The organism is Paenibacillus sp. VTT E-133291, assembly GCF_002264395.1.
In the GTDB taxonomy this organism is placed as follows: Bacteria; Bacillota; Bacilli; order Paenibacillales; family Paenibacillaceae; genus Paenibacillus_AQ; species Paenibacillus_AQ nitricinens.
Map to the genome: position 1 here is coordinate 33,301 of NZ_NFVA01000011.1, position 18,815 is coordinate 52,115.

The window sequence follows — 18,815 nt, forward strand, 5'->3', positions numbered from 1 at the left end:
GCAGAAGTGATGAAGAGGAGAATCAAGTGGATTGTATTGGTATTGATCATTATTGCAGCAGGTTATTTTGTATACACCAAGATGTATAAACCCGAGGCACAGCTAGAACCTGTTGAACCCCCACAGGCGATAACTTTTGAAGTGACACAGGAAACCATCACCAACTCTGTTCAGGTCAAAGGGAATTCACAATATGAGCAGGAAACGCTTGTATATGCACCATATGCTTCAAAGGTAACCAAATGGAAGGTTGAGAATGGTGTTCAAGTTAAGAAGGGGGATTTACTGTTTACCCTCGATCAGGAAGCCCTAAAGAATGAAATTGCTACTCAAGAGGCGACCATTCGTAAGGCTCAGCTAGAAGCGGAACTAAATGAATTTGTTAGTCAGCAGGACGAGGAGAATGCAGCCCTTGGTGCAACAGAAGCTGAACGTATAAAGGCACTTGCAGCCCAAGAATCAGCAAGACTAGGGAATGAGCTTAACCAAGTAAATGCTGAAATTCAGGCTCGTGAATTAAAAGAAAAGAAGGCTAAGCTAAATACAGCCCTCTACCATGCTCCTGCAACAGGTGTTTTTCTATTTGACAGTGCGAGTGAAATTCCGCAAACGGTAACAGATAATCAATACATCGGCAAAATTGTAGATATGAACAAGCTTGAATTCATAGCGCTTGTAGGTGAACAAGATGTCTTCCGTATTAAGACGGGAATGAAGGTCGATGTTAAAATGACAGCTTTAAAAGATTTAAAGCTGTCTGGAGAAGTGACTAAGGTATCTAAATTTGCTAAGACTGCTTCGGGTCAAAATACTACTGCTACTTCGGTTCCGCAATTTGAAGTGGTAATCTCACTGCAACCTAACGAGCGTTTAATTGGTGGACTAAGTTTGAGCGGAGAAATCGAGACGGTTCGCAAGGAAAATGCCATCGTTGTATCCAGCATCGCAGTCATGCATGAAGGGGATCTCTCCTACGTGATGGTGGATAAAGGCAATGGGGAATATGAACGAAGAGATATCAAAGTGGGCATGGAGACGGCTGACAAAACAGAGGCCGTCTCAGGGTTAAAGGTTGGAGATGTTGTTGTGCTTCAATAGATTGGAATAGACCTAAGCCTATTTCTCAATCGTGAGTCGCCAAGATTTAATATTTTTATTTAGCTCGGTAAGGTCAGGAACCGGAACTGGCTCATCGGATAGATTATATTTAGCTTTCAAGGCTAAAATCCGATAGACGCTCTCATCAATCCGTGATTCCTGTACCTTGCCTTTTTTTACATGGTCCAGAAGCGATTCTAATACCCGCTTCTCATTATCATAGCCGTGAGCGATAAGTAAGATATCACTGCCTGCATTTATAGTATCTACCGCAGCTGTGGTAAGGTCATAATTCTTCATGATCGCTCCCATAGTTAGGTCATCTGTGATTACGAGTCCTTGATATTTCATATCATCACGAAGTAGCTCACCAATGATTTTACTTGATAAAGATGCGGGTTTATCGGGATCAAGTTTCGGAAACAAAATATGAGCGACCATAACGGCATCTGTTTCCTCTTTTATCGCAGCTTGAAAAGGGAGCCATTCTAACTTAGCGAGTTCTTCAGCGCTCTTATTCACAATCGGCAGCTCAAGGTGGGAGTCGACGGAAGTATCTCCGTGACCAGGGAAATGTTTGACAACAGGCACTACACCTTCACTCTCCATACCTTTCATTTCGGCAATCCCTAGCGTACTGACTAGTTCAGCGGAGCTACCGAAGGAACGATCACCAATTACAGGATTATTTGGATTGCTATTGATATCAAGGACGGGAGCGAAGTTCATATTAAATCCTGCTGACAATACTTCTCTAGCGAGCAGCTTGCCCATCATTTCGGCAGCATTAGCATCCTTACGGGTACCGACCTTTCCATTAGAGGGGAAAGAAGCATACTCCTTAGGCATCCGGCTGACTTTTCCGCCCTCCTGATCGATACTCATAAATAAAGGGGCAGGGTTGCCTCTGTTACTCTCTTTCATGGAATTAATGAGGCTGACCATACTCTTCAGGTCTTGAATATTGTTCTTATAAAGGATGATTCCACCGACTTTGTCTTCGGCAATCATCCTTTTTGCTTGATCATCTAGAACGGTTCCATCGATACCAACAAGGAGCATTTGTCCAATTTTCTCTTCAAGGCTCATACTGGAAACCTGAACAGCCATTGGATCACTCTCTGAGGAGGGAGCTGCTGTGGAACTGGTAACTGGCGTAGGTGTAGATTCAGCAGTCGGCGCATTTGTAGCGACAGCTTGAGAACTGTTACTGCTATTGGAGCAGCTAGTTAACAGAACCATAGATAACATAGCTGAAGTCAATAAGAGGGTGCCAGAGAATTTCAGTTTTAGGGTATTGCGAGTGAATCTGTTCATTAAAAAAGACGTCCCTTCATTGCTTATTTAGATGTCAGAAGGATGAATCCTTGCTGACTTAGATACTCGGTGATAAGATGAACTTAAATCTTTACATATAAAAAATTGAATTATGAGGTGACAGAAAGATGAAAGATGGATTAGTGAACGCACTTAATGAACAGATGAATTTCGAGTTTTATTCCGCTCATGTTTATCTAGCTATGGCTGCTTATTGTTCCGGTGAAAGTCTGGATGGATTCGCAAACTTTTTCCTGATTCAAGCTGAAGAAGAAAGATTCCATGCCATGAAAATCTATAAGTTTCTTAATGATCGCGATAATCGGGCAACACTTGAAGCTCTACCTGAACCGAAGAACGAGTACAGTTCGATGCTGGATGCTTTTGAACATGCTTTTGCGCATGAACAACAAAACACAAAACGGTTCTATCATTTGGCTGACTTGGCGCTGGATGAGCGTGAGCATGCAACGATCTATTTCTTGAAATGGTTCATTGACGAGCAAGTAGAAGAGGAAGCACTCTTTAGCAACATCATTAGTAAACTGAAACGAATTGATAAAGATAGCAACGCCTTCTACATGCTAGATGCTGAGTTTGCTGCACGTACTTTTACAGCACCTGCTGAGTAAGTGAAGGTATTGAAGATCTGAAAGCCTGAGAAATCAGGCTTTTTTATTTTATGGCTGAAGGTAGTTTAATGGCAAGCAGCTTATTATCCGTTCGAATCATCAGCATGCCTCCGGTTTTAAGCGAAGGAGTAAAGTTACGAGATCCTGTATTCACGGTAAAAATAGGCTTCAAAGTCAACAGATCATAAGCGTGAAATAGGCCATCTGATTGTCCACTATACACCACGTTTCCAAAAAGATCCGTCTGAACGACAGGATTCTCCCCATTATTGAGCACTACAGCCTGCCCATTTCCAAGTTTAAGTGCGGATAGCGTACCCGTATCATAATTGGAATATAACATTCTTTGTTGATGAACTTGGTGAAGTGGATAATCCTTCTCTTTAGCCATAGAGGTCCAGGTTTGAACAGGTTTACCTTCCGCTGAGTAATTCCAAAAATTATATTTCACAAGCTTGCTGCCCTGAAAAATATAGAAGTCATTTCCGTCCAAGAACGCAGTCCCGTTTACACCACCAAATGCGAACACTCCATCTTTATTGTCGGTATCTGTCCATTTATATAAACGTTCTCCTTTAAGTTCACCCGTTTTTACGTTGAAGACAGAAACTTTTACATTACGATTTACAGGGTTATCATCAAGCATTAACGTATTGGTCATGGAGTAGAGAAGGCCATCCTTTACTGCTAGTGGCCACCATTGTCGGGTCTGGTCCCATAGTTTTTTGCCTGTCAGACTGTCATAAGCGGCAAGAGCGGCAGTTGTTAAGGCTCCCTGAGAGAGATAACTTCGAATAACAACCCCATCGGTTTCCATAAGTTCTGATAAGCCTGTAAAGTTATTGCTCTCCTCGACAGCCTTCCATTTGATCTTCCCACTGACAGTATCGACCGCTGCAAGTTGACTCTCTTGTGTTACATAAATGGTGGAGCCTAACCGTTGGATACTTGTGGCTTTAGGTAGTGATAATGAAGCCGACCATGCTTTTTTACCAGCTTCATTAACAGCATACAGAGAGCCACTTTGGGTCAGTCCGTAGATATATCCATTACTGTAAGTGAACAATGGAGCTAATGCACTTCCGAATTCCCACATTTTTTTACCTGTTATAGCATTCAATGCGACTAGTTTTTCATTCCGCTGCAAGGCAAAAACTTTCCCATTCTCGGCAAGGGCTGTAACGTTCTGCTCAGTAATCCGATCTTCTTTTAAGATAGCGGTCGAAAACGACCATACAGGAGTAAGAGTGGGTGCTTTGACTTCATTGTAATAAGGATAGCTTGTACTTATGACGGCTTGTTCTGCGGAAATGACGGATAATGATCCGTTGTAAGCTATTGGGGATGCAATGCATGTAACAGCTAAAGCTTTAATCATAGTCTTGTGCAAAGACTGAATCATCGTTTCACGCTCCTCAAAATAGTGATTACTATAATTAGACATTATAAATGGCAAAAAGTTACTATTCATAAGAATGGAATTAAAGTTGAACTAAGGCAAACTATGTTACACTCCGCAAAACAGTTATGACCTAGCAACTCTATTTGACGGAGGGAACTATTACGCCTCTTAGCAACACTGTTTCTCTAGACCCACCCGAATCTCGGAGTGTAGTATAGAACAATACTATTCTTTGGGGGTTCTTTTTTTTGGAAAATTACAACGACATCAAACAAGGTGAAAAAGGAGCATGGCTAAGCATAGTTACCTACATATTCCTATCCGCCATAAAACTGTTTATTGGTACAGTCGCGGGATCTCAAGCGCTACTTGCAGATGGACTGAACAACAGTACGGATATTATCGCTTCTATCGCCATACTAATCGGCCTTAAGATCTCCAGGAGACCGCCGGATTCCAATCATAGCTATGGGCATTTCAGAGCGGAGACCGTAGCATCCTTAATTGCTTCATTTATTATGATTGTCGTAGGACTTCAGGTACTGTACCAGGGCGTGAACAAATTTATACAACCCGAACTGGAAAGTCCAGATCTTATAGCAGCCTGGACCGCAGTTTTTTGTGCTGTGATAATGATGGGCGTATATAGGTATAACATTAGACTGGCCCGTTCAATTAATAGTAACGCTATGCGAGCTGTAGCACTAGATAATCGATCAGATGCTTTAGTTAGCATAGGTGCTTTTGTCGGGATTGTAGCTTCTGGATTTGGAATTCCATGGCTTGATCCGCTTACAGCGATTATTGTCGGCCTGATTATCTGTAAGACGGCATGGGATATCTTTAGTAAAGCTACACATGACTTAACGGATGGTTTTGATGCCGAAGAGCTTGAACTCATGAAAGAAACCGTCGCTGAAATTGAAGGTGTGCAATCTATAAAAGATATCAAAGCTCGCATCCACGGGAATAACGTGCTAGTAGATACAACTGTATTAGTAGATTCCGAGCTTAGTGTGGTGCAGAGTCATGATATTACGGAAGAAATTGAAGAACAATTGAAAGATAGGCACCAAGTGTCAACTGTGCTTGTACACATAGAACCGGGACTGAAGTAGAGGCAAACACGTAGTGTGATTTTTCTCTGGATGGATATGGGATTTTCTCTGTGATTTTATTAATAGATCTTTTGAGTGGAAAGGTGGAGAATTAATTGTATTTATCGATATGTTAATTTCAGGAAATGGAATGGTGATTTTGTGATTGAATGGAAGGATTCTTATGATATCGGTGTTGAGAAAATAGACTGTCAGCACAGACTGTTGCTTTCGAAATTGAATGAATTTTTTGATGCTTGCAGTAAGCAGCAGGGGAAAGAGAAGATCGAAGAAACGCTGAAATTCTTGAAGGAATATACCATCGAGCATTTTAGCAATGAAGAGCAATTGATGGAAGAGATCGATTTTCCTGAATTGGCCGAACATCGTAAGACGCATGCCGATTTTGTAAAAGCCGTTCTTGAATTAGAAGAAACGATCAAAACTAAGGGAGTCTCCGTTCTCTCAACGATTAAGCTTAACCGTACGTTAACCGACTGGCTTCTGAATCACATTAATAAATGCGATAAGCTAATTGGTGAGTGTATGGCCACCCGTGATCGAGCTGTATAACTGATTACCTCCAACGAAGATGCCGACGGGCATTTTCTTTTTTTTGACGGGGAATGTGATAAAGAATTGTGGTATGTTATTTGATACGTTTTCCGAAGACAGCACCGTAATTTATACTGGGTTAACGGTTTGTGTTATGATTTGAGATAAGATGTATAGAGTTAGTATGGTAAAGGGGAGTGGAACGATGAAAACAATACGAATGTTAGCTTCAGGGTTTGCTATGCTGCTTATTCTGGGCCTTGTAAATTTTTACATTGGGTATCACGGTTGGCTGCTTGTCCATGAATGGTTCTCAGGTGCTTCCGCTGTTCTGTTCTGGACATTGTTCCTGCTTGTTGCCTTTGCGTATGTCATTGGAATGATACCGTGGCCTACAATAGTGAAGCCGTTAGCCAGATTCTTCAAAGTGATTGGGTCGTATTATCTAGCTTGCATGGAATTTGCTATTATCATGTTGCCATTAGCTGATCTGTTATATGTGCTGCTGGGCTGGATGGGTGTCGATCGAACGCGCTACATCTCAGAAGCGGGTGGTACATTGCTAATATTATTGGTTGTTTTTCTAGTCTGGGGTTCGATCAACGCTTGGAGTACAGTAGTTCGTACACATCCTATTCCCATTGATAAATCCATCGGAACTAGTACACCACTTACCATCGCGGTTGCATCCGATTTACATTTAGGGAATATCGTCGGCAATCGGCATCTCAAAAAAATGGTTGCCCAGATGAATGCTATGAAGCCTGATGTGATATTGCTGGCTGGGGATGTACTTGACGATAGTATTGAGCCTTTTATTCGCAATCGTATGAGTGAACAGCTGAAACAACTAAAAGCACGTCATGGTGTCTACGCGGTACTGGGCAATCACGAATATTACGGTGGTTCGATTAAGGAATATACAGATTTAATGAGAAGCATAGGTATTAAAGTTCTACAGGATGAAGTTGAAGAAGTGGCGGGAACGTATATTGTAGGTCGAAAAGATAAGACTGCCGAGACGATGGAAGCCGGTGGCAGATTGAGCGTTAACTCCTTATTGAATGGCCTTGATCTGACACGTCCTGTGATCATGATGGATCATCAGCCTACCGGATTTGATGTCGCTGCCCAGGAAGGAGTAGATATTCTGCTCTCAGGGCATACGCACCGTGGACAGATTGCTCCTAATCACTGGATCACCAAGCGGTTGTTCGAACTGGACTGGGGTTACCTCCGCAAGGATAAGTTGCATGTCGTTGTTTCCTCTGGTTATGGGACCTGGGGACCTCCAATCCGTCTAGCCAGCCGTTCGGAGATCATCAAGCTTGAAGTGGTATTAGAAGGAACTAAACAATACAGTGAAGAAGCCGTGTCTACAAAAACGGTGTTAATCTAACAGAAAACATAATTGATCTGAGACTGCCTTATCCGTAGAAATTTTCTGCGAGATGTGGCAGTTTCTTTTTTTGATGGATCATTTACAACCGTTCGTATTGAATCAGCCGCTGCATACTCAGGCATTTTTCAATTTAGTGAAACTACTGCAAGCTTAGTTTCTGTCTCAGATAAATATTGGCAATCAAAAGGATTAAATGCTGAAAGAATTCGTATCCTAGTAGAAATATCCAAACAGGGCGGAACGATTTCACCTTCTACATTGGCTCACAATATTGGGGTTACCAAAGGTAATATTAGTCTGTTGCTGATACCCCTAGAGAAAGAGGGTTGGATTACCCGCTGGACTCATACCCAGGATGGTAGAAAAAGCGTGATTTCGATCACGGGCGAAGGACAGCGATTACTTTTAGAGCATCTTCCCGGAAATCGTCAAGTGGTCGCTGAACGTATGCAGGGTCTGGATGAACAAGAGCTTCGGCAACTCATCATTTTATTAGAAAAGCTTAGCAATGGCTAGATATAAATAATAATGTTGTGGTCTCGAAAACATGCAACAGAAAGGTTGGAGTGTTATGTCAATGATGGTTACTGGGGCTACAGGTCAATTAGGAAGTTTGATTATAGACCTTCTTCTTCAGTTTGTTCCAGCAGGTCAGATTATCGCATGTGTTCGTGATCGGGAGAAAGCAAATGATCTTTTGGAAAAAGGAGTTGAGATTCGCTTTGGCGATTGGCTGCACTACACGCTTGGGACTTCAGCGAACTTGCGGAGGTATTATCCGAGCTGACAGGAAAAAGAATCGTTCATCGGCAGGATTCAAGCATTCAGCACTGGATTTATTCATTCCTCGGGAAAATAGATACAGCTTCTACTTCAAAAGATATGGAGAGACTAATGGGACGGCCTGTTACCCCTTTGAAGGAAAGTCTTTTCACTTTTCTTCAGGTTTAAATAATGATCCTGACTAATTCTACTATATAGTGGTTCGATCTAAAGTAAGTAAATAATTATATTTACTGGCATGTTTTAATTCATCTAATATAATCCCATATACAGTATCGCGATATATTCCAACAGGCAGACCAAACCATATTTTGCGATACTTTTCGACTGCAGCCAGTTCACCTTGGAGTGCTTTTTCTAATCCTTCTTCATAGGAACTGATCCGTTGATATTGTTCACTACTAATCCCTGTGATATCTTGCCCGGTAATTTCTTTGAACATCCCCCGGAACATGAAGTTGTGCCCCCGTTCGTCATCTCGTATGGAGGTGATAATGGAGGCTTGCTCGGCGTTCGGGGCTAGTTGGATAATTTCATCATAGAAAAGCTCATCATTTCGTTCACCTTGCACAGCTTCTTGAATTAAATTTAATGCTTGTGGAAGAGAGGTTGACCATATAGGTTTGAATTCAGATCTGTTCTGAGAAAAGGGTGTCCAATACATTTCTTAATAACCTCCTGTTAAGTTAGTGTTAGAGTAGTATATGTACAATGGCCCAAAATGGTCTCTTTCGGTTCTTTAGTTGTTCTAACCCTTTAAAGTTGATACTATGGGTTCATCCGTTATTCAGGGAGTGTAAACGATGAAAAAGATTTTAGTAGCAGATGATGATAGTAATATTCGTACATTATTAAAGCATGTATTGACCAGAGAAGGTTATCAAGTAATGGAGGCCAGCGATGGCCGGGACGCGATACATAAACTGAAAGAAAGCATTGCGGATTTAGCCATTGTGGATGTGATGATGCCATACGTAGATGGGCTAGAGCTATGCCAGCATATAAGAGAAACGTATGATATACCGATCATTTTGTTAACAGCCCGTCAACAGCTAAGTGATAAAGAACAAGGCTATTTGCGGGGGACAGATGATTATGTAACGAAACCTTTTGAGCCGGAAGAATTGTTGTTTCGGATCAAAGCTTTATTTCGGCGTTATTCCATCGCTTCAGATGATCGGATTCGCTTGAATTCACTTGTTATCGATCGTAAAAATTATGAGATCACTGATGGTGATGAAGTACTATTGTTACCGGTAAAGGAATTTGAATTGCTCGCACAACTGGCCCAATATCCTGGAAGATTGTATTCACGCAGTGAGTTGATTGAGCTAGTATGGGGAATGGATTATGAAGGTGATGAACGCACGGTGGATGTACATATCAAGCGATTGCGTCAACGATTTGTGGATTATCAGAATGACTTTGTGATTCGGACGGTACGGGGAATTGGATATAAATTGGAGATGGTGAGCTCGTGAAGTCTTTGTATGTGAGAATGTGCATTCTCTTTTGCTCGGCCATTGTGGTGAGCAGCCTTCTTGGCTTCTTGGTGTCTAATATTTATTACCAAGCTCAGATTAAATCGCAGAACGATGCGAAGCTTACGGGGATGGCCATTGAAATCCAGCAGTTTGCAGAATCTCACCCGGAATCTATGGAGGATTACCTGCGAAGTGTAGCTGTACTGGGATATAAGATCTATTTAACTGATGCAGAAGGTCAATCCCGGTTTTACGGCAAGCCATTTCGGAAAGAGGATTTAGATCCGCAACAATTAGAGAAGGTCCTGAATGGACAAGTTTATCACGGTGTTGCTGAGTTTCCTGACAGCGCATTTATTACAGGTTTTTTTGATAATCAATTACGCAATACGATAGGCGTTCCTATTGAAGTCAATCATGAGACATTTGCGTTATTCATGCGGCCGGATGCAGAGGTTCAGTTCGGTGAACTACGCGTGTTTTTTGCTGTGATTATCGGTTTTACCGTGTTATTCAGTCTAGGATTCGTCATGATCAGCGTACTGCATGTAGTCAGACCCATCACTCGTTTGACAACGGCGACTAAACGGATTTCAAAAGGCAGATATGATATTAAATTAAATACGTGGCGCCGGGATGAGATTGGCCAGTTAGCCTCACACTTTATGATTATGAGTCGTGAGCTGGAACGGACCAATCGTGCCCGTCAAGAGTTTGTTGCGAATGTATCGCATGAAATCGAATCGCCATTAACTTCTATTCAAGGATTTGCCCAAACCCTTAAAGATCCTACATTACCAGAGGATGAACGGATAGAGTACCTCAATATCATTGATCAAGAAAGCCATCGTCTATCGATGCTTAGTAAACAGCTGCTAACGTTATCTTCCCTCGATTATGATCCGGATTCCCTGCAGAAGAAACCGATAGATTTGCGTGCACAGCTGCGGCAGGTTGTACAAATCATGGAGTGGAGATTAACAGAGAAGCAATTAGCGGTTCGTTTAATTCTTACGGACATTAGCGTACATGGTGATTCTAATCTATTGTATCAGGTGTGGATGAACCTCATTACTAATGCTATCAAATATACACCTGCTGAGGGGTCCATTATGATTTCCGCAAAGCTAGACGAAGGGAATTGTGTAGTAGCCTTTTCGGATACTGGGGAAGGCATTCCTGCAGAAGATTTACCGCTCATCTTTGACCGTTTTTATAAAGTCGACCGGGCACGTACACGAGAAACGCATAGTAGCGGTCTTGGACTAGCGATTACGCAAAAAATTGTAGAGACACATAACGGAACCATAGAGGTATCCAGTACAATTGGCAAAGGCACGACCTTTACTGTAACTCTTCCGCTTTTGTAACTCGTTATTCATACTCCGTTCATTTTCATCTTCTAAACTGTGACTATACAGATTAGAAGGAGTGGTAATATGTTTCTAGCCTTAAGGGAAATGCGACATTCTAAAGCCAGATACCTGTTAATAATGGTAATCATGTTATTGGTTTCCTTTCTTGTGCTTTTCGTAACGGGCCTGGCCAGAGGATTAGCGTATGCTAATATCTCAGCAATAGAGAATATGCCGGCGAACTATTATGTGGTGCAGAAGGATGCGGATCAGACGTTTAGACGTTCTCAGTTAACGGATACGGAGCTGGGTAGTGTTCGAGCAGTAGTAGGAGATAATAACGCTTCTTCACTCGCTCTACAGATGAGTACAGTGACTACGAACGATGCGGATGCTAAAGCAGATGTGACTTTTTTCGCAGTCGATATGAACGGTTTACTGGCTCCAAAAGTGATTGAAGGTGATAAGATTACGAATGATATGCAGGGAAGTGTCATCGTTGATCGTGACTTGGAACAGTCGGGTATTAAGATTGGCAGTACGATCCAAGATCAGGCAACTGGGAAGGAATTTAAAGTTACAGGATATGTTGAGAATAGCTCATACAGCCATACCCCAGTAGTCTATATTAACAATAAAGATTGGCAGGAAATGAGACAAGGCGTTAATCAAGGTAGTGAGGCTACATCAGGAGTGCCTTTTAATGTCATTGCGCTCAATGCAAACGCAACGCAAGTGGATAAGATCTCTGCTAGTTCAAAAAATGTGGAAGTTATTACACAAAAAGTAGCGATCTCTAATATTCCGGGTTATTCATCAGAACAAGGTTCACTGCTTATGATGATTGCCTTTCTGTTCGTAATCGCTGGGTTTGTTCTGGCTGTGTTCTTCTATGTCATTACAATTCAGAAAACAAGCCAGTTTGGCATTCTGAAAGCCATGGGTACAAAAATGTCTTACTTGGCTTGGAGCGTAGTCGGGCAAGTTATGATTTTGGCCATTGCAAGTCTTAGTATTAGCTTGCTGCTAACCTTTGGAATGAATCAGGTACTACCAGACACTATGCCGTTCCAACTGGAACCTTCTACGATTCTATTAACCAGCGGCTTGTTCGTGGGGATGTCTCTTTTAGGATCACTTATTTCTGTCGCTAAAGTGGCAAAAGTAGATGCATTAGAAGCAATTGGGAGGGCTGGAGCATGAGTGCAAAATTATTGATGAAGCAAGTAACCAAGACCTACGGAGACGGCGATACAACAGTATCTGTTTTGAACAATTTGAATCTTATAGTCAATGAAGGAGAATTCGTTGCTGTCCTTGGACCATCTGGAACAGGGAAGAGTACGTTCCTATCAGCGGCGGGTGCGCTTCTTACACCAACCAGTGGTGAAATTTTCATAGACGGAGAATCACTTACAGATAAAAGTAAAAGTGAGCTGACTGAGCTACGATTAGAAAAAATAGGCTTTATGTTCCAAAGCGCACAGCTATTGCCTTACTTGAAGGTAGAAGAGCAGCTTCTCTTTGTAGCTAAACAGGGGAAGATGAGTTCTAAAGAAGCTAAGGAACGGGCAGCTGATTTGATGAAGCGTCTGGATATCTGGAAACGTCGAAACCATTATCCTGAGCAACTATCAGGCGGAGAGAAGCAACGTGTAGCTATCGCAAGAGCTTGGATGAATAAACCTGCAATCTTGTTTGCAGATGAACCAACAGCAAGCTTAGATTTCAAACGAGGTAGAGAAGTTGTGCAAATGATTGCTGACGAAGTAAAGAATGAGGGTAAAGCTGCCGTAATGGTCACTCATGATGAACGGATGCTCGAATGGTGTGATCGAGTGCTACATCTGGAAGATGGACATTTGGTTGAACATGAGTTAAGCAAAAATTAGTGAAAAAACGATTCATGCTATTTATGGCATGAATCGTTTTTTTTGTGTGTGAACAAGGGTTTGTTCTTATTTGTCAGCTATGGTGACTTGACCTGAGCCATAGGTGTCAAACCAGCCTTTAATCGTGTTGAAATCACTGCTGAATGACAGTGCCAGTTCTAATAGAATTCGGGCATGAGCTGCGTTCAGATTATCTCCGGCAATGATTAGAGAGGTAATGAATCGAATAAATTACAAAATGCCGGACAATCCTTAGGAGATTGACCGGCATAGTTATAAGATTTACTTGATTACTTATCTTTCCTAGAGACAAGTAGTTTTTGAATAAAGACATGGGTAGCCATGGAGGAGGAGCTTTCTTTATGGCGAATAATCGAGAATTGTCTTTCAAGATGATGATGTCTGATGGGGAGCTCACAGATTTCACCACTTGCTAATTCTTTGCGCACAATCCATCTGGAGAGCATCGCAATTCCCAAACCAGAGGCAACGGCTTCCTTAACCCCTTGACTACTGTTGAAGACATAGGATCTTTTGACAGAAATCTCTTCTTTTTGAATGAAATGATCACTGAATGCACGCGTTCCAGAGCCGAGCTCACGCAGAACCCAAACCTGATTTTGTAGCACTCCATGTTCCACAGAGACTATTTTTGACAAAGGATGGTTGGCAGGGGAGACGATAATCATCTCGTCCTTCATGTAAGGCGTGACGATCAGATCATTTTCATGGGCTTCTCCTTCGATAAACCCAATATCCAATTCATTGGCTCTAACCCCACCAATAATTTCTTCAGTATTACCTATCGTCACCTGAAGCTTGACTTGTGGGTATTGATTTGCGAATTCCGCAAGTCTTGAGGGTAATATATACTCTCCAATCGTAAAGCTGGCACCAATATGTATACTGCCAGTAACCTCATCCTGAAGCATTTGTATTTCCTGATGAGCTTCTTCGAAGTGGGCCAATATTTGTTTGGCGTGATTATAAAGTATTGTACCTGCTTCGGTTAATTTTACTTGTTTCGGAGATCGGTGTAGAAGCTTTGCGCCTAGTTCATTCTCAAGATTCCGGATATGTAGACTGACACCGGGTTGAGATAGATTCAGTAATTCTCCTGCTTTAGAAAAATGACTTTGCTCAGCAACTGTAACGAAAACCCGTAATGTATCCACAATCATAGAATTCCCTCACTAAAAGTCCCGAATGTATTTAAAATTCCTTATCAAGCACGAACTGAGCTTTCTTCTGCGAAAATCCAATACGTGTATAGAAACGTACCGCATCTTCTCTAGTCTGGTTGGTACGCACTCTTAATTTGTTCACTCCAATTTGTGCTGCCCAGCGTTCACAGGTTTCAACAAGTTGTCTGCCGATCCCTTCTCCACGATACTGCCCATCGACCACCAAACCACAAATTTCAACAAAGGGTGGAGATTCAATTAACATTCGCTCATTGGCGTGAATCCATCCGATTAATTGGCTATCCGACTCAGCTACATAAATAGCATGATCTTTACGATTTCTGATATCTTGAAGTCTATCTGCTAGCTGTTCGATATTTAAAGGATATCCGAGCTCACTGGATAGTTTTGCAATATCTTGTGTGTCGCTAAATGAAGCTGTCCTAATATGTATGATCATCCGCCACCTTAATATAATGTTGTTTCATGCTGTTTTTTTATTATAGTTCATCTCATTCAGAGGAACATCTCTATGTAAATTACTTCGTACTATTTCGATAAGCGGATGGGGAGAGACCCATCGCCTTTTTGAAATATTTAGAGAAATGAGCCAATTCCATGCCGACTTGTTCCGCAATATCTGAAATGCTGTAATCTGTGTAAGAAAGCTGTCTTTTAGCGTGCTCCATACGTTTCAATTGAACATAGGCCATGGGAGTTACCCCCATGAATCTTTTGAAATAAGGTATAAAATAGTTCGGGTGCAGGTGGACAAGCTCTGCTAGTTCATCAATCTCTATGGGCTTATTTAGACAATTATCGATGTAATGGAGCACATGAGCCAGCTTCCCATGGTCTCCGGTGTGTATGAATTGCGTCATAAAGTCTGTATGACTACTGTCGCTTGATTCAAGACAAGTGGCAATGAGATTAAGCAAACAAGCCTGAGTGCGAAGGATAGATAAGATATCGTCCTTTTGAAATTGTTCGATCATCTCCACGAAAATTGCCCTTATTGAATCTGGATTAGGCGAATCACAGATGTATAATTTTTTCTCCGCATGGAATAAAGGCCATTCTCCAATGTCAGCATCAAAGTGGCAGTAATAACGGATATATGGATCATCGATAGAAGTTTCGGTAGTTTGTGTGCTCCCCGCAGGCATGATCATTAGCTGACCTGGCTTCGGATAGTAGGTAATCCCGTTTATAATTACTTTCCCCTCACCCCCATCAATAAAATATAGCCGATTAAAAGCGGGGGTTTCCAGCATGCGGTTCCATCCGGGATATCTATTACTAAGTTGGGCATGGGTCACAGTAACCTTGAGATTCTGCAGGAGACGTCCTGATAAGTTCCCTGAATTGTTCATCATTTAACTCCTTTAAAGCTTTTATATCCTCATTATAACGGTTTCATTTAACTAAAACATCTTACTTAAATACAAATAGTTCTTAATTTCGATCATGTTCATGTCCTTAAATAAAGTATATCCTCTAACCATAACCATTAATAAGGAAGTGATCAGAGATGGGTACAGTTCGTTATGGGATTATTGGTATTGGAAATATGGGAACCGCACATGCGCAAAGTCTTCTGAGTGAGATTAAGGGGGCTGAGCTTACAGGCGTATGTGATATAAGAGAAGAACGTTTGAAATGGGCTGAAGAGCAATTACCTGAGAATGTTAGGAAATATTCTACGCCGAAGGAATTATTCGAGTCACGTATCATGGATGCGGTATTAATCTGTACTCCGCATTATGATCACCCTACACTTGCAATCGAAGCTTTTCAGTATGGTTATCATGTACTAGTGGAGAAGCCTGCAGGTGTTTATACGAAAGCTGTTCAACAGATGAACGATGCTGCAGCACAGTCTGACCGCAAATTTGGAATCATGTACAATCAGCGTACGAATCCTTTGTATCAGAAGCTGAGAGATCTTATTCAGTCTGGTGAGTTAGGTGAGATTCGCCGGACGAATTGGATTATTACCGACTGGTATAGATCGCAGAACTACTATAACTCTGGTGGCTGGCGGGCGACATGGGCGGGTGAAGGTGGCGGGGTATTGCTTAATCAAGATCCTCATCAGCTAGATTTATGGCAATGGACGACAGGCATGATGCCGAAGCGGATAAGAGCATTTTGCCACTTTGGAAAATATCGCAACATTGAGGTTGAAGATGATGTAACCGCTTATGTGGAATACGAGAATGGCGCTACAGGTCTGTTTATTACTACAACTGGAGATGCACCCGGAACTAATCGTTTTGAAATCAATGGCGATAATGGGAAAATCGTAGTGGAGGACGGGAAGCTAACCTTTTGGCGTTTACGTACACCGGAGCCGCAGTTCAACGCAGAGTTTACGGGAGGTTTCGGTAGTCCGGAATGTTGGAAATGTGAGATACCTGTACAAGATGGCGGAGGGGAGCAGCATAAAGGGATTCTACGGAACTTTACGAATGCCATTTTGCATGATGAGGTTTTACTTGCTCCCGGGGAGGAAGGGATTAAGGGGCTTACCCTTTCAAATGCCATGTATTTATCGGCTTGGACGGACAATTGGGTGGAGCTTCCGATGGATTCGGATTTATTCTACGAAAAGCTGATGGACAAAGTAAAAAATTCGACTTTCCAAAAGGAAGCCTCAGAAACTAAAACATTGAATGTTAAAGGAACTCATTAAATCGAAGGAGAGAGGTTAAATCCTATGAAACGTTCGACGATTGCGGCTCAAATGTACACGTTACGTGACTATACTCAAACTGCGGAGGATTTAAGATCAACTTTTCAAAAGGTATCGGCAATGGGTTATGAGAGCATTCAGATTTCAGCAATTGGACCAATCGATCCGAAGCTTGTTAAACAATATGCGGATGAATCAGGGCTGACGATATGTGCGACCCATGTGTCCTGGGATCGGTTATTGAATGATCTGGATGCGCTAGCCGCAGAGCATAAGCTGTGGAATTGCAAATATATTGGACTTGGAAGTTTACCGGAAGAATTTCGTACGGGGCTTGAAAGCTACCGGGAATTCGCGAAATTGATATCTGAAATTGCAATAACTCTAAAAGAACAACATGATCTGCAATTTGTTTATCATAACCATGATTTTGAATTTGAATGCTTTGAAGGTTTTACTGGAATGGAAGTACTGCTCAATGAGACTGATCCTGCAGTTGGTTTCATACTTGATCTATATTGGTTGCAGGCTGGTGGTGCGAGCCCGGTAGAATGGATACGTAAAGTTAAAGGCAGAATGCAAGTCGTGCATTTAAAGGATATGGCGATAGTTGATAGGAAACAGGTTTTTGCTGAAATAGGCGAAGGAAACATGAACTATGCGGAGATCATTACTACTTGTCGTGAGACGGGTGTTGAATGGTACGTTGTGGAGCAGGATGTTTGTAGACGTGATCCTTTTGAGAGCTTAGAGGTGAGTCTGCGCTATCTTATTAGCCTATTATAGAATCGATAAAACGCCATTAGGAGGATTCTGATGAATAGAATAGATGGGATGACCTATGCACCCACATATGAAGCTAAACCCGTAGTGAAGCCGGGTGAATTCATCATCGCAGCTATTGCCCTAGATCACGGTCATATTTATGGGATGTGTAATGGTCTCGTTGAGGCGGGTGCTGAGCTGAAATGGGTATATGATCCGGATGAAGAGAAAGTTAGAGCATTCATAGCCAAATATCCTGGAGTTAAGGCTGCTGAGACTATGGATGATATATTGGAAGATCCAGAGGTTCGCTTAGTTGTAGCGGCAGCTATTCCTTCAGAACGAGGCCCTTTAGGAAATAAGGTTATGGTTCATGGAAAGGATTATTTTACGGATAAAACCCCTTTTACAACACTAGAACAGCTGGATGCTGCTAGAGCTATGGTCGCAGCAACCAATCGGAAGTACATGGTTTACTATAGTGAGCGTCTTCATGTTGAAAGCGCAATCTATGCAGGCCGGTTGATCCGTCAAGGGGCTATTGGTCGTGTTCTTCAAGTCATTGGATTAGGTCCGCATCGATTAAATGCTTCTAGTCGGCCGGAATGGTTCTTTGAGCGGGAGAAATATGGCGGCATCCTGTGTGATATCGGCAGTCATCAAATAGAACAATTTTTGTATTATACAGAGTGTCAGGATGCTACAGTTGTTCACAGTAAGGTAGCAAATTATAATCATCCATCCTACCCTGAATTGGAGGATTTTGGTGATGTTACGCTTGTTGGGGACAATGGTTCAACCCAATACTTCCGTGTAGATTGGTTTACGCCTGACGGGCTCGGAACCTGGGGAGATGGGCGCACCATGATTATGGGAACGGAAGGCTACATTGAACTGCGCAAATATACTGATATTGGTCGTTCAAATACACTGGATCATGTGTACTGGGTGAACGGGGAAGGGGAGCATTATGAGCATGTAGCTGGAAAGGTTGGATTTCCGTTCTTTGGTGAGCTTATCCTCGATTGTCTGAACCGGACGGAGCTGGCCATGACTCAAGCACATGTCTTCAAAGCTGCTGAACTATGTTTGAAGGCTCAAGCCCAGGCGATGAATCTAACCCCTAATCAACTTAAATAGCGAATGGAATAATG

20 protein-coding genes are annotated in these 18,815 nt (G+C 42.1%); 14 read left to right on the plus strand and 6 right to left on the minus strand.

Going from position 1 to position 18,815, the window contains the following annotated elements:
• Window positions 1-9: 9 nt before the first annotated feature.
• Complete coding sequence (locus CA598_RS07260) at window positions 10-1,098, plus strand: efflux RND transporter periplasmic adaptor subunit (RefSeq protein ID WP_094876073.1); 1,089 nt, start codon at window positions 10-12, stop codon at window positions 1,096-1,098.
• 18 nt (window positions 1,099-1,116) lie between these two features.
• Here CA598_RS07260 and nagZ read toward each other — a convergent pair whose 3' ends face one another.
• The gene (nagZ, locus tag CA598_RS07265) at window positions 1,117-2,415 is read right to left on the minus strand and encodes a beta-N-acetylhexosaminidase (protein ID WP_094876074.1); all 1,299 of its coding nucleotides are present in this window, start codon (window positions 2,413-2,415) and stop codon (window positions 1,117-1,119) included.
• 128 nt (window positions 2,416-2,543) lie between these two features.
• On the opposite strand from nagZ, the gene CA598_RS07270 reads away from it, so the two are divergent.
• Entirely contained in the window at window positions 2,544-3,047 is a 504-nt protein-coding gene (locus tag CA598_RS07270; protein WP_042127399.1) for a ferritin, read from the plus strand.
• Between the two features lie 43 nt (window positions 3,048-3,090).
• Here CA598_RS07270 and CA598_RS07275 read toward each other — a convergent pair whose 3' ends face one another.
• Window positions 3,091-4,449, minus strand: coding sequence for an outer membrane protein assembly factor BamB family protein (locus CA598_RS07275; RefSeq protein ID WP_094876075.1), 1,359 nt, complete (start codon window positions 4,447-4,449; stop codon window positions 3,091-3,093).
• Between the two features lie 248 nt (window positions 4,450-4,697).
• Here CA598_RS07275 and CA598_RS07280 point away from each other — a divergent pair, with 248 nt between their 5' ends.
• The 5 genes from CA598_RS07280 (at window position 4,698) to CA598_RS07300 (ending at window position 8,290) form a co-directional block, all read left to right on the plus strand.
• Window positions 4,698-5,567, plus strand: a complete 870-nt coding sequence (locus CA598_RS07280) for a cation diffusion facilitator family transporter (RefSeq protein ID WP_094876076.1) — start codon at window positions 4,698-4,700, stop codon at window positions 5,565-5,567.
• Between the two features lie 141 nt (window positions 5,568-5,708).
• Complete coding sequence (locus CA598_RS07285; RefSeq protein ID WP_094876077.1) at window positions 5,709-6,119, plus strand: bacteriohemerythrin; 411 nt, start codon at window positions 5,709-5,711, stop codon at window positions 6,117-6,119.
• 187 nt (window positions 6,120-6,306) lie between these two features.
• Window positions 6,307-7,500: a metallophosphoesterase gene (locus CA598_RS07290; protein WP_094876078.1), complete on the plus strand. Its 1,194-nt coding sequence runs from the start codon at window positions 6,307-6,309 to the stop codon at window positions 7,498-7,500.
• Window positions 7,501-7,554: 54 nt separating this feature from the next.
• Window positions 7,555-8,019: a MarR family winged helix-turn-helix transcriptional regulator gene (locus CA598_RS07295; RefSeq protein ID WP_256990383.1), complete on the plus strand. Its 465-nt coding sequence runs from the start codon at window positions 7,555-7,557 to the stop codon at window positions 8,017-8,019.
• Between the two features lie 55 nt (window positions 8,020-8,074).
• Entirely contained in the window at window positions 8,075-8,290 is a 216-nt protein-coding gene (locus CA598_RS07300) for an SDR family oxidoreductase (RefSeq protein WP_143812400.1), read from the plus strand.
• A gap of 186 nt (window positions 8,291-8,476) precedes the next feature.
• Here the strand turns inward: CA598_RS07300 and CA598_RS07305 are convergent, their stop codons facing one another.
• Window positions 8,477-8,950: a ferritin-like domain-containing protein gene (locus CA598_RS07305; protein ID WP_094876080.1), complete on the minus strand. Its 474-nt coding sequence runs from the start codon at window positions 8,948-8,950 to the stop codon at window positions 8,477-8,479.
• Window positions 8,951-9,089: 139 nt separating this feature from the next.
• On the opposite strand from CA598_RS07305, the gene CA598_RS07310 reads away from it, so the two are divergent.
• From CA598_RS07310 to CA598_RS07325, 4 genes are all read left to right on the plus strand, one after another.
• Window positions 9,090-9,767: a response regulator transcription factor gene (locus tag CA598_RS07310; protein ID WP_094876081.1), complete on the plus strand. Its 678-nt coding sequence runs from the start codon at window positions 9,090-9,092 to the stop codon at window positions 9,765-9,767.
• A complete protein-coding gene (locus CA598_RS07315; protein WP_094876082.1) occupies window positions 9,764-11,140 on the plus strand; it encodes a sensor histidine kinase in 1,377 nt (458 codons plus the stop codon). The genes CA598_RS07310 and CA598_RS07315 overlap by 4 nt, the downstream gene beginning before the upstream one ends.
• Window positions 11,141-11,209: 69 nt before the next feature.
• Window positions 11,210-12,328 carry an ABC transporter permease gene (locus CA598_RS07320; protein WP_094876083.1) on the plus strand — a complete coding sequence of 373 codons (1,119 nt, stop codon included), beginning with the start codon at window positions 11,210-11,212 and terminating at the stop codon, window positions 12,326-12,328.
• Entirely contained in the window at window positions 12,325-13,017 is a 693-nt protein-coding gene (locus CA598_RS07325) for an ABC transporter ATP-binding protein (RefSeq protein WP_094869838.1), read from the plus strand. The genes CA598_RS07320 and CA598_RS07325 overlap by 4 nt, the downstream gene beginning before the upstream one ends.
• Window positions 13,018-13,307: 290 nt before the next feature.
• On the opposite strand, the gene CA598_RS07335 is transcribed toward CA598_RS07325, so the two are convergent.
• The 3 genes from CA598_RS07335 to CA598_RS07345 form a co-directional block, all read right to left on the minus strand.
• Window positions 13,308-14,198: a LysR family transcriptional regulator gene (locus tag CA598_RS07335; RefSeq protein ID WP_094876084.1), complete on the minus strand. Its 891-nt coding sequence runs from the start codon at window positions 14,196-14,198 to the stop codon at window positions 13,308-13,310.
• Between the two features lie 31 nt (window positions 14,199-14,229).
• Window positions 14,230-14,661 carry a GNAT family N-acetyltransferase gene (locus CA598_RS07340; protein ID WP_094876085.1) on the minus strand — a complete coding sequence of 144 codons (432 nt, stop codon included), beginning with the start codon at window positions 14,659-14,661 and terminating at the stop codon, window positions 14,230-14,232.
• Between the two features lie 79 nt (window positions 14,662-14,740).
• A complete protein-coding gene (locus tag CA598_RS07345; RefSeq protein WP_094876086.1) occupies window positions 14,741-15,574 on the minus strand; it encodes a helix-turn-helix domain-containing protein in 834 nt (277 codons plus the stop codon).
• A 158-nt stretch (window positions 15,575-15,732) separates the two neighbouring features.
• Here CA598_RS07345 and CA598_RS07350 point away from each other — a divergent pair, with 158 nt between their 5' ends.
• From CA598_RS07350 to CA598_RS07360, 3 genes are read left to right on the plus strand one after another with little or no spacing between them, the layout of a single operon-like run.
• Window positions 15,733-16,896 carry a Gfo/Idh/MocA family protein gene (locus CA598_RS07350; RefSeq protein WP_094876087.1) on the plus strand — a complete coding sequence of 388 codons (1,164 nt, stop codon included), beginning with the start codon at window positions 15,733-15,735 and terminating at the stop codon, window positions 16,894-16,896.
• A gap of 24 nt (window positions 16,897-16,920) precedes the next feature.
• Window positions 16,921-17,682, plus strand: a complete 762-nt coding sequence (locus CA598_RS07355) for a sugar phosphate isomerase/epimerase family protein (protein WP_094876088.1) — start codon at window positions 16,921-16,923, stop codon at window positions 17,680-17,682.
• A gap of 30 nt (window positions 17,683-17,712) precedes the next feature.
• A complete protein-coding gene (locus CA598_RS07360) occupies window positions 17,713-18,801 on the plus strand; it encodes a Gfo/Idh/MocA family protein (RefSeq protein ID WP_094876089.1) in 1,089 nt (362 codons plus the stop codon).
• The last annotated feature ends 14 nt before the right edge of the window (window positions 18,802-18,815 follow it).

What these genes read in the sequence shown, in the direction of transcription:
- CA598_RS07260 (WP_094876073.1), top strand. Translation starts at nt 10, where the DNA reads ATGAAGAGGAGAATCAAGTGGATTGTATTGGTATTGATCATTATTGCA.
- nagZ (WP_094876074.1), bottom strand. Translation starts at nt 2,415, where the DNA reads ATGAACAGATTCACTCGCAATACCCTAAAACTGAAATTCTCTGGCACC.
- CA598_RS07270 (WP_042127399.1), top strand. Translation starts at nt 2,544, where the DNA reads ATGAAAGATGGATTAGTGAACGCACTTAATGAACAGATGAATTTCGAG.
- CA598_RS07275 (WP_094876075.1), bottom strand. Translation starts at nt 4,449, where the DNA reads ATGATTCAGTCTTTGCACAAGACTATGATTAAAGCTTTAGCTGTTACA.
- CA598_RS07290 (WP_094876078.1), top strand. Translation starts at nt 6,307, where the DNA reads ATGAAAACAATACGAATGTTAGCTTCAGGGTTTGCTATGCTGCTTATT.
- CA598_RS07300 (WP_143812400.1), top strand. Translation starts at nt 8,075, where the DNA reads ATGTCAATGATGGTTACTGGGGCTACAGGTCAATTAGGAAGTTTGATT.
- CA598_RS07305 (WP_094876080.1), bottom strand. Translation starts at nt 8,950, where the DNA reads ATGTATTGGACACCCTTTTCTCAGAACAGATCTGAATTCAAACCTATA.
- CA598_RS07310 (WP_094876081.1), top strand. Translation starts at nt 9,090, where the DNA reads ATGAAAAAGATTTTAGTAGCAGATGATGATAGTAATATTCGTACATTA.
- CA598_RS07320 (WP_094876083.1), top strand. Translation starts at nt 11,210, where the DNA reads ATGTTTCTAGCCTTAAGGGAAATGCGACATTCTAAAGCCAGATACCTG.
- CA598_RS07325 (WP_094869838.1), top strand. Translation starts at nt 12,325, where the DNA reads ATGAGTGCAAAATTATTGATGAAGCAAGTAACCAAGACCTACGGAGAC.
- CA598_RS07335 (WP_094876084.1), bottom strand. Translation starts at nt 14,198, where the DNA reads ATGATTGTGGATACATTACGGGTTTTCGTTACAGTTGCTGAGCAAAGT.
- CA598_RS07340 (WP_094876085.1), bottom strand. Translation starts at nt 14,661, where the DNA reads ATGATCATACATATTAGGACAGCTTCATTTAGCGACACACAAGATATT.
- CA598_RS07345 (WP_094876086.1), bottom strand. Translation starts at nt 15,574, where the DNA reads ATGAACAATTCAGGGAACTTATCAGGACGTCTCCTGCAGAATCTCAAG.
- CA598_RS07350 (WP_094876087.1), top strand. Translation starts at nt 15,733, where the DNA reads ATGGGTACAGTTCGTTATGGGATTATTGGTATTGGAAATATGGGAACC.
- CA598_RS07355 (WP_094876088.1), top strand. Translation starts at nt 16,921, where the DNA reads ATGAAACGTTCGACGATTGCGGCTCAAATGTACACGTTACGTGACTAT.
- CA598_RS07360 (WP_094876089.1), top strand. Translation starts at nt 17,713, where the DNA reads ATGAATAGAATAGATGGGATGACCTATGCACCCACATATGAAGCTAAA.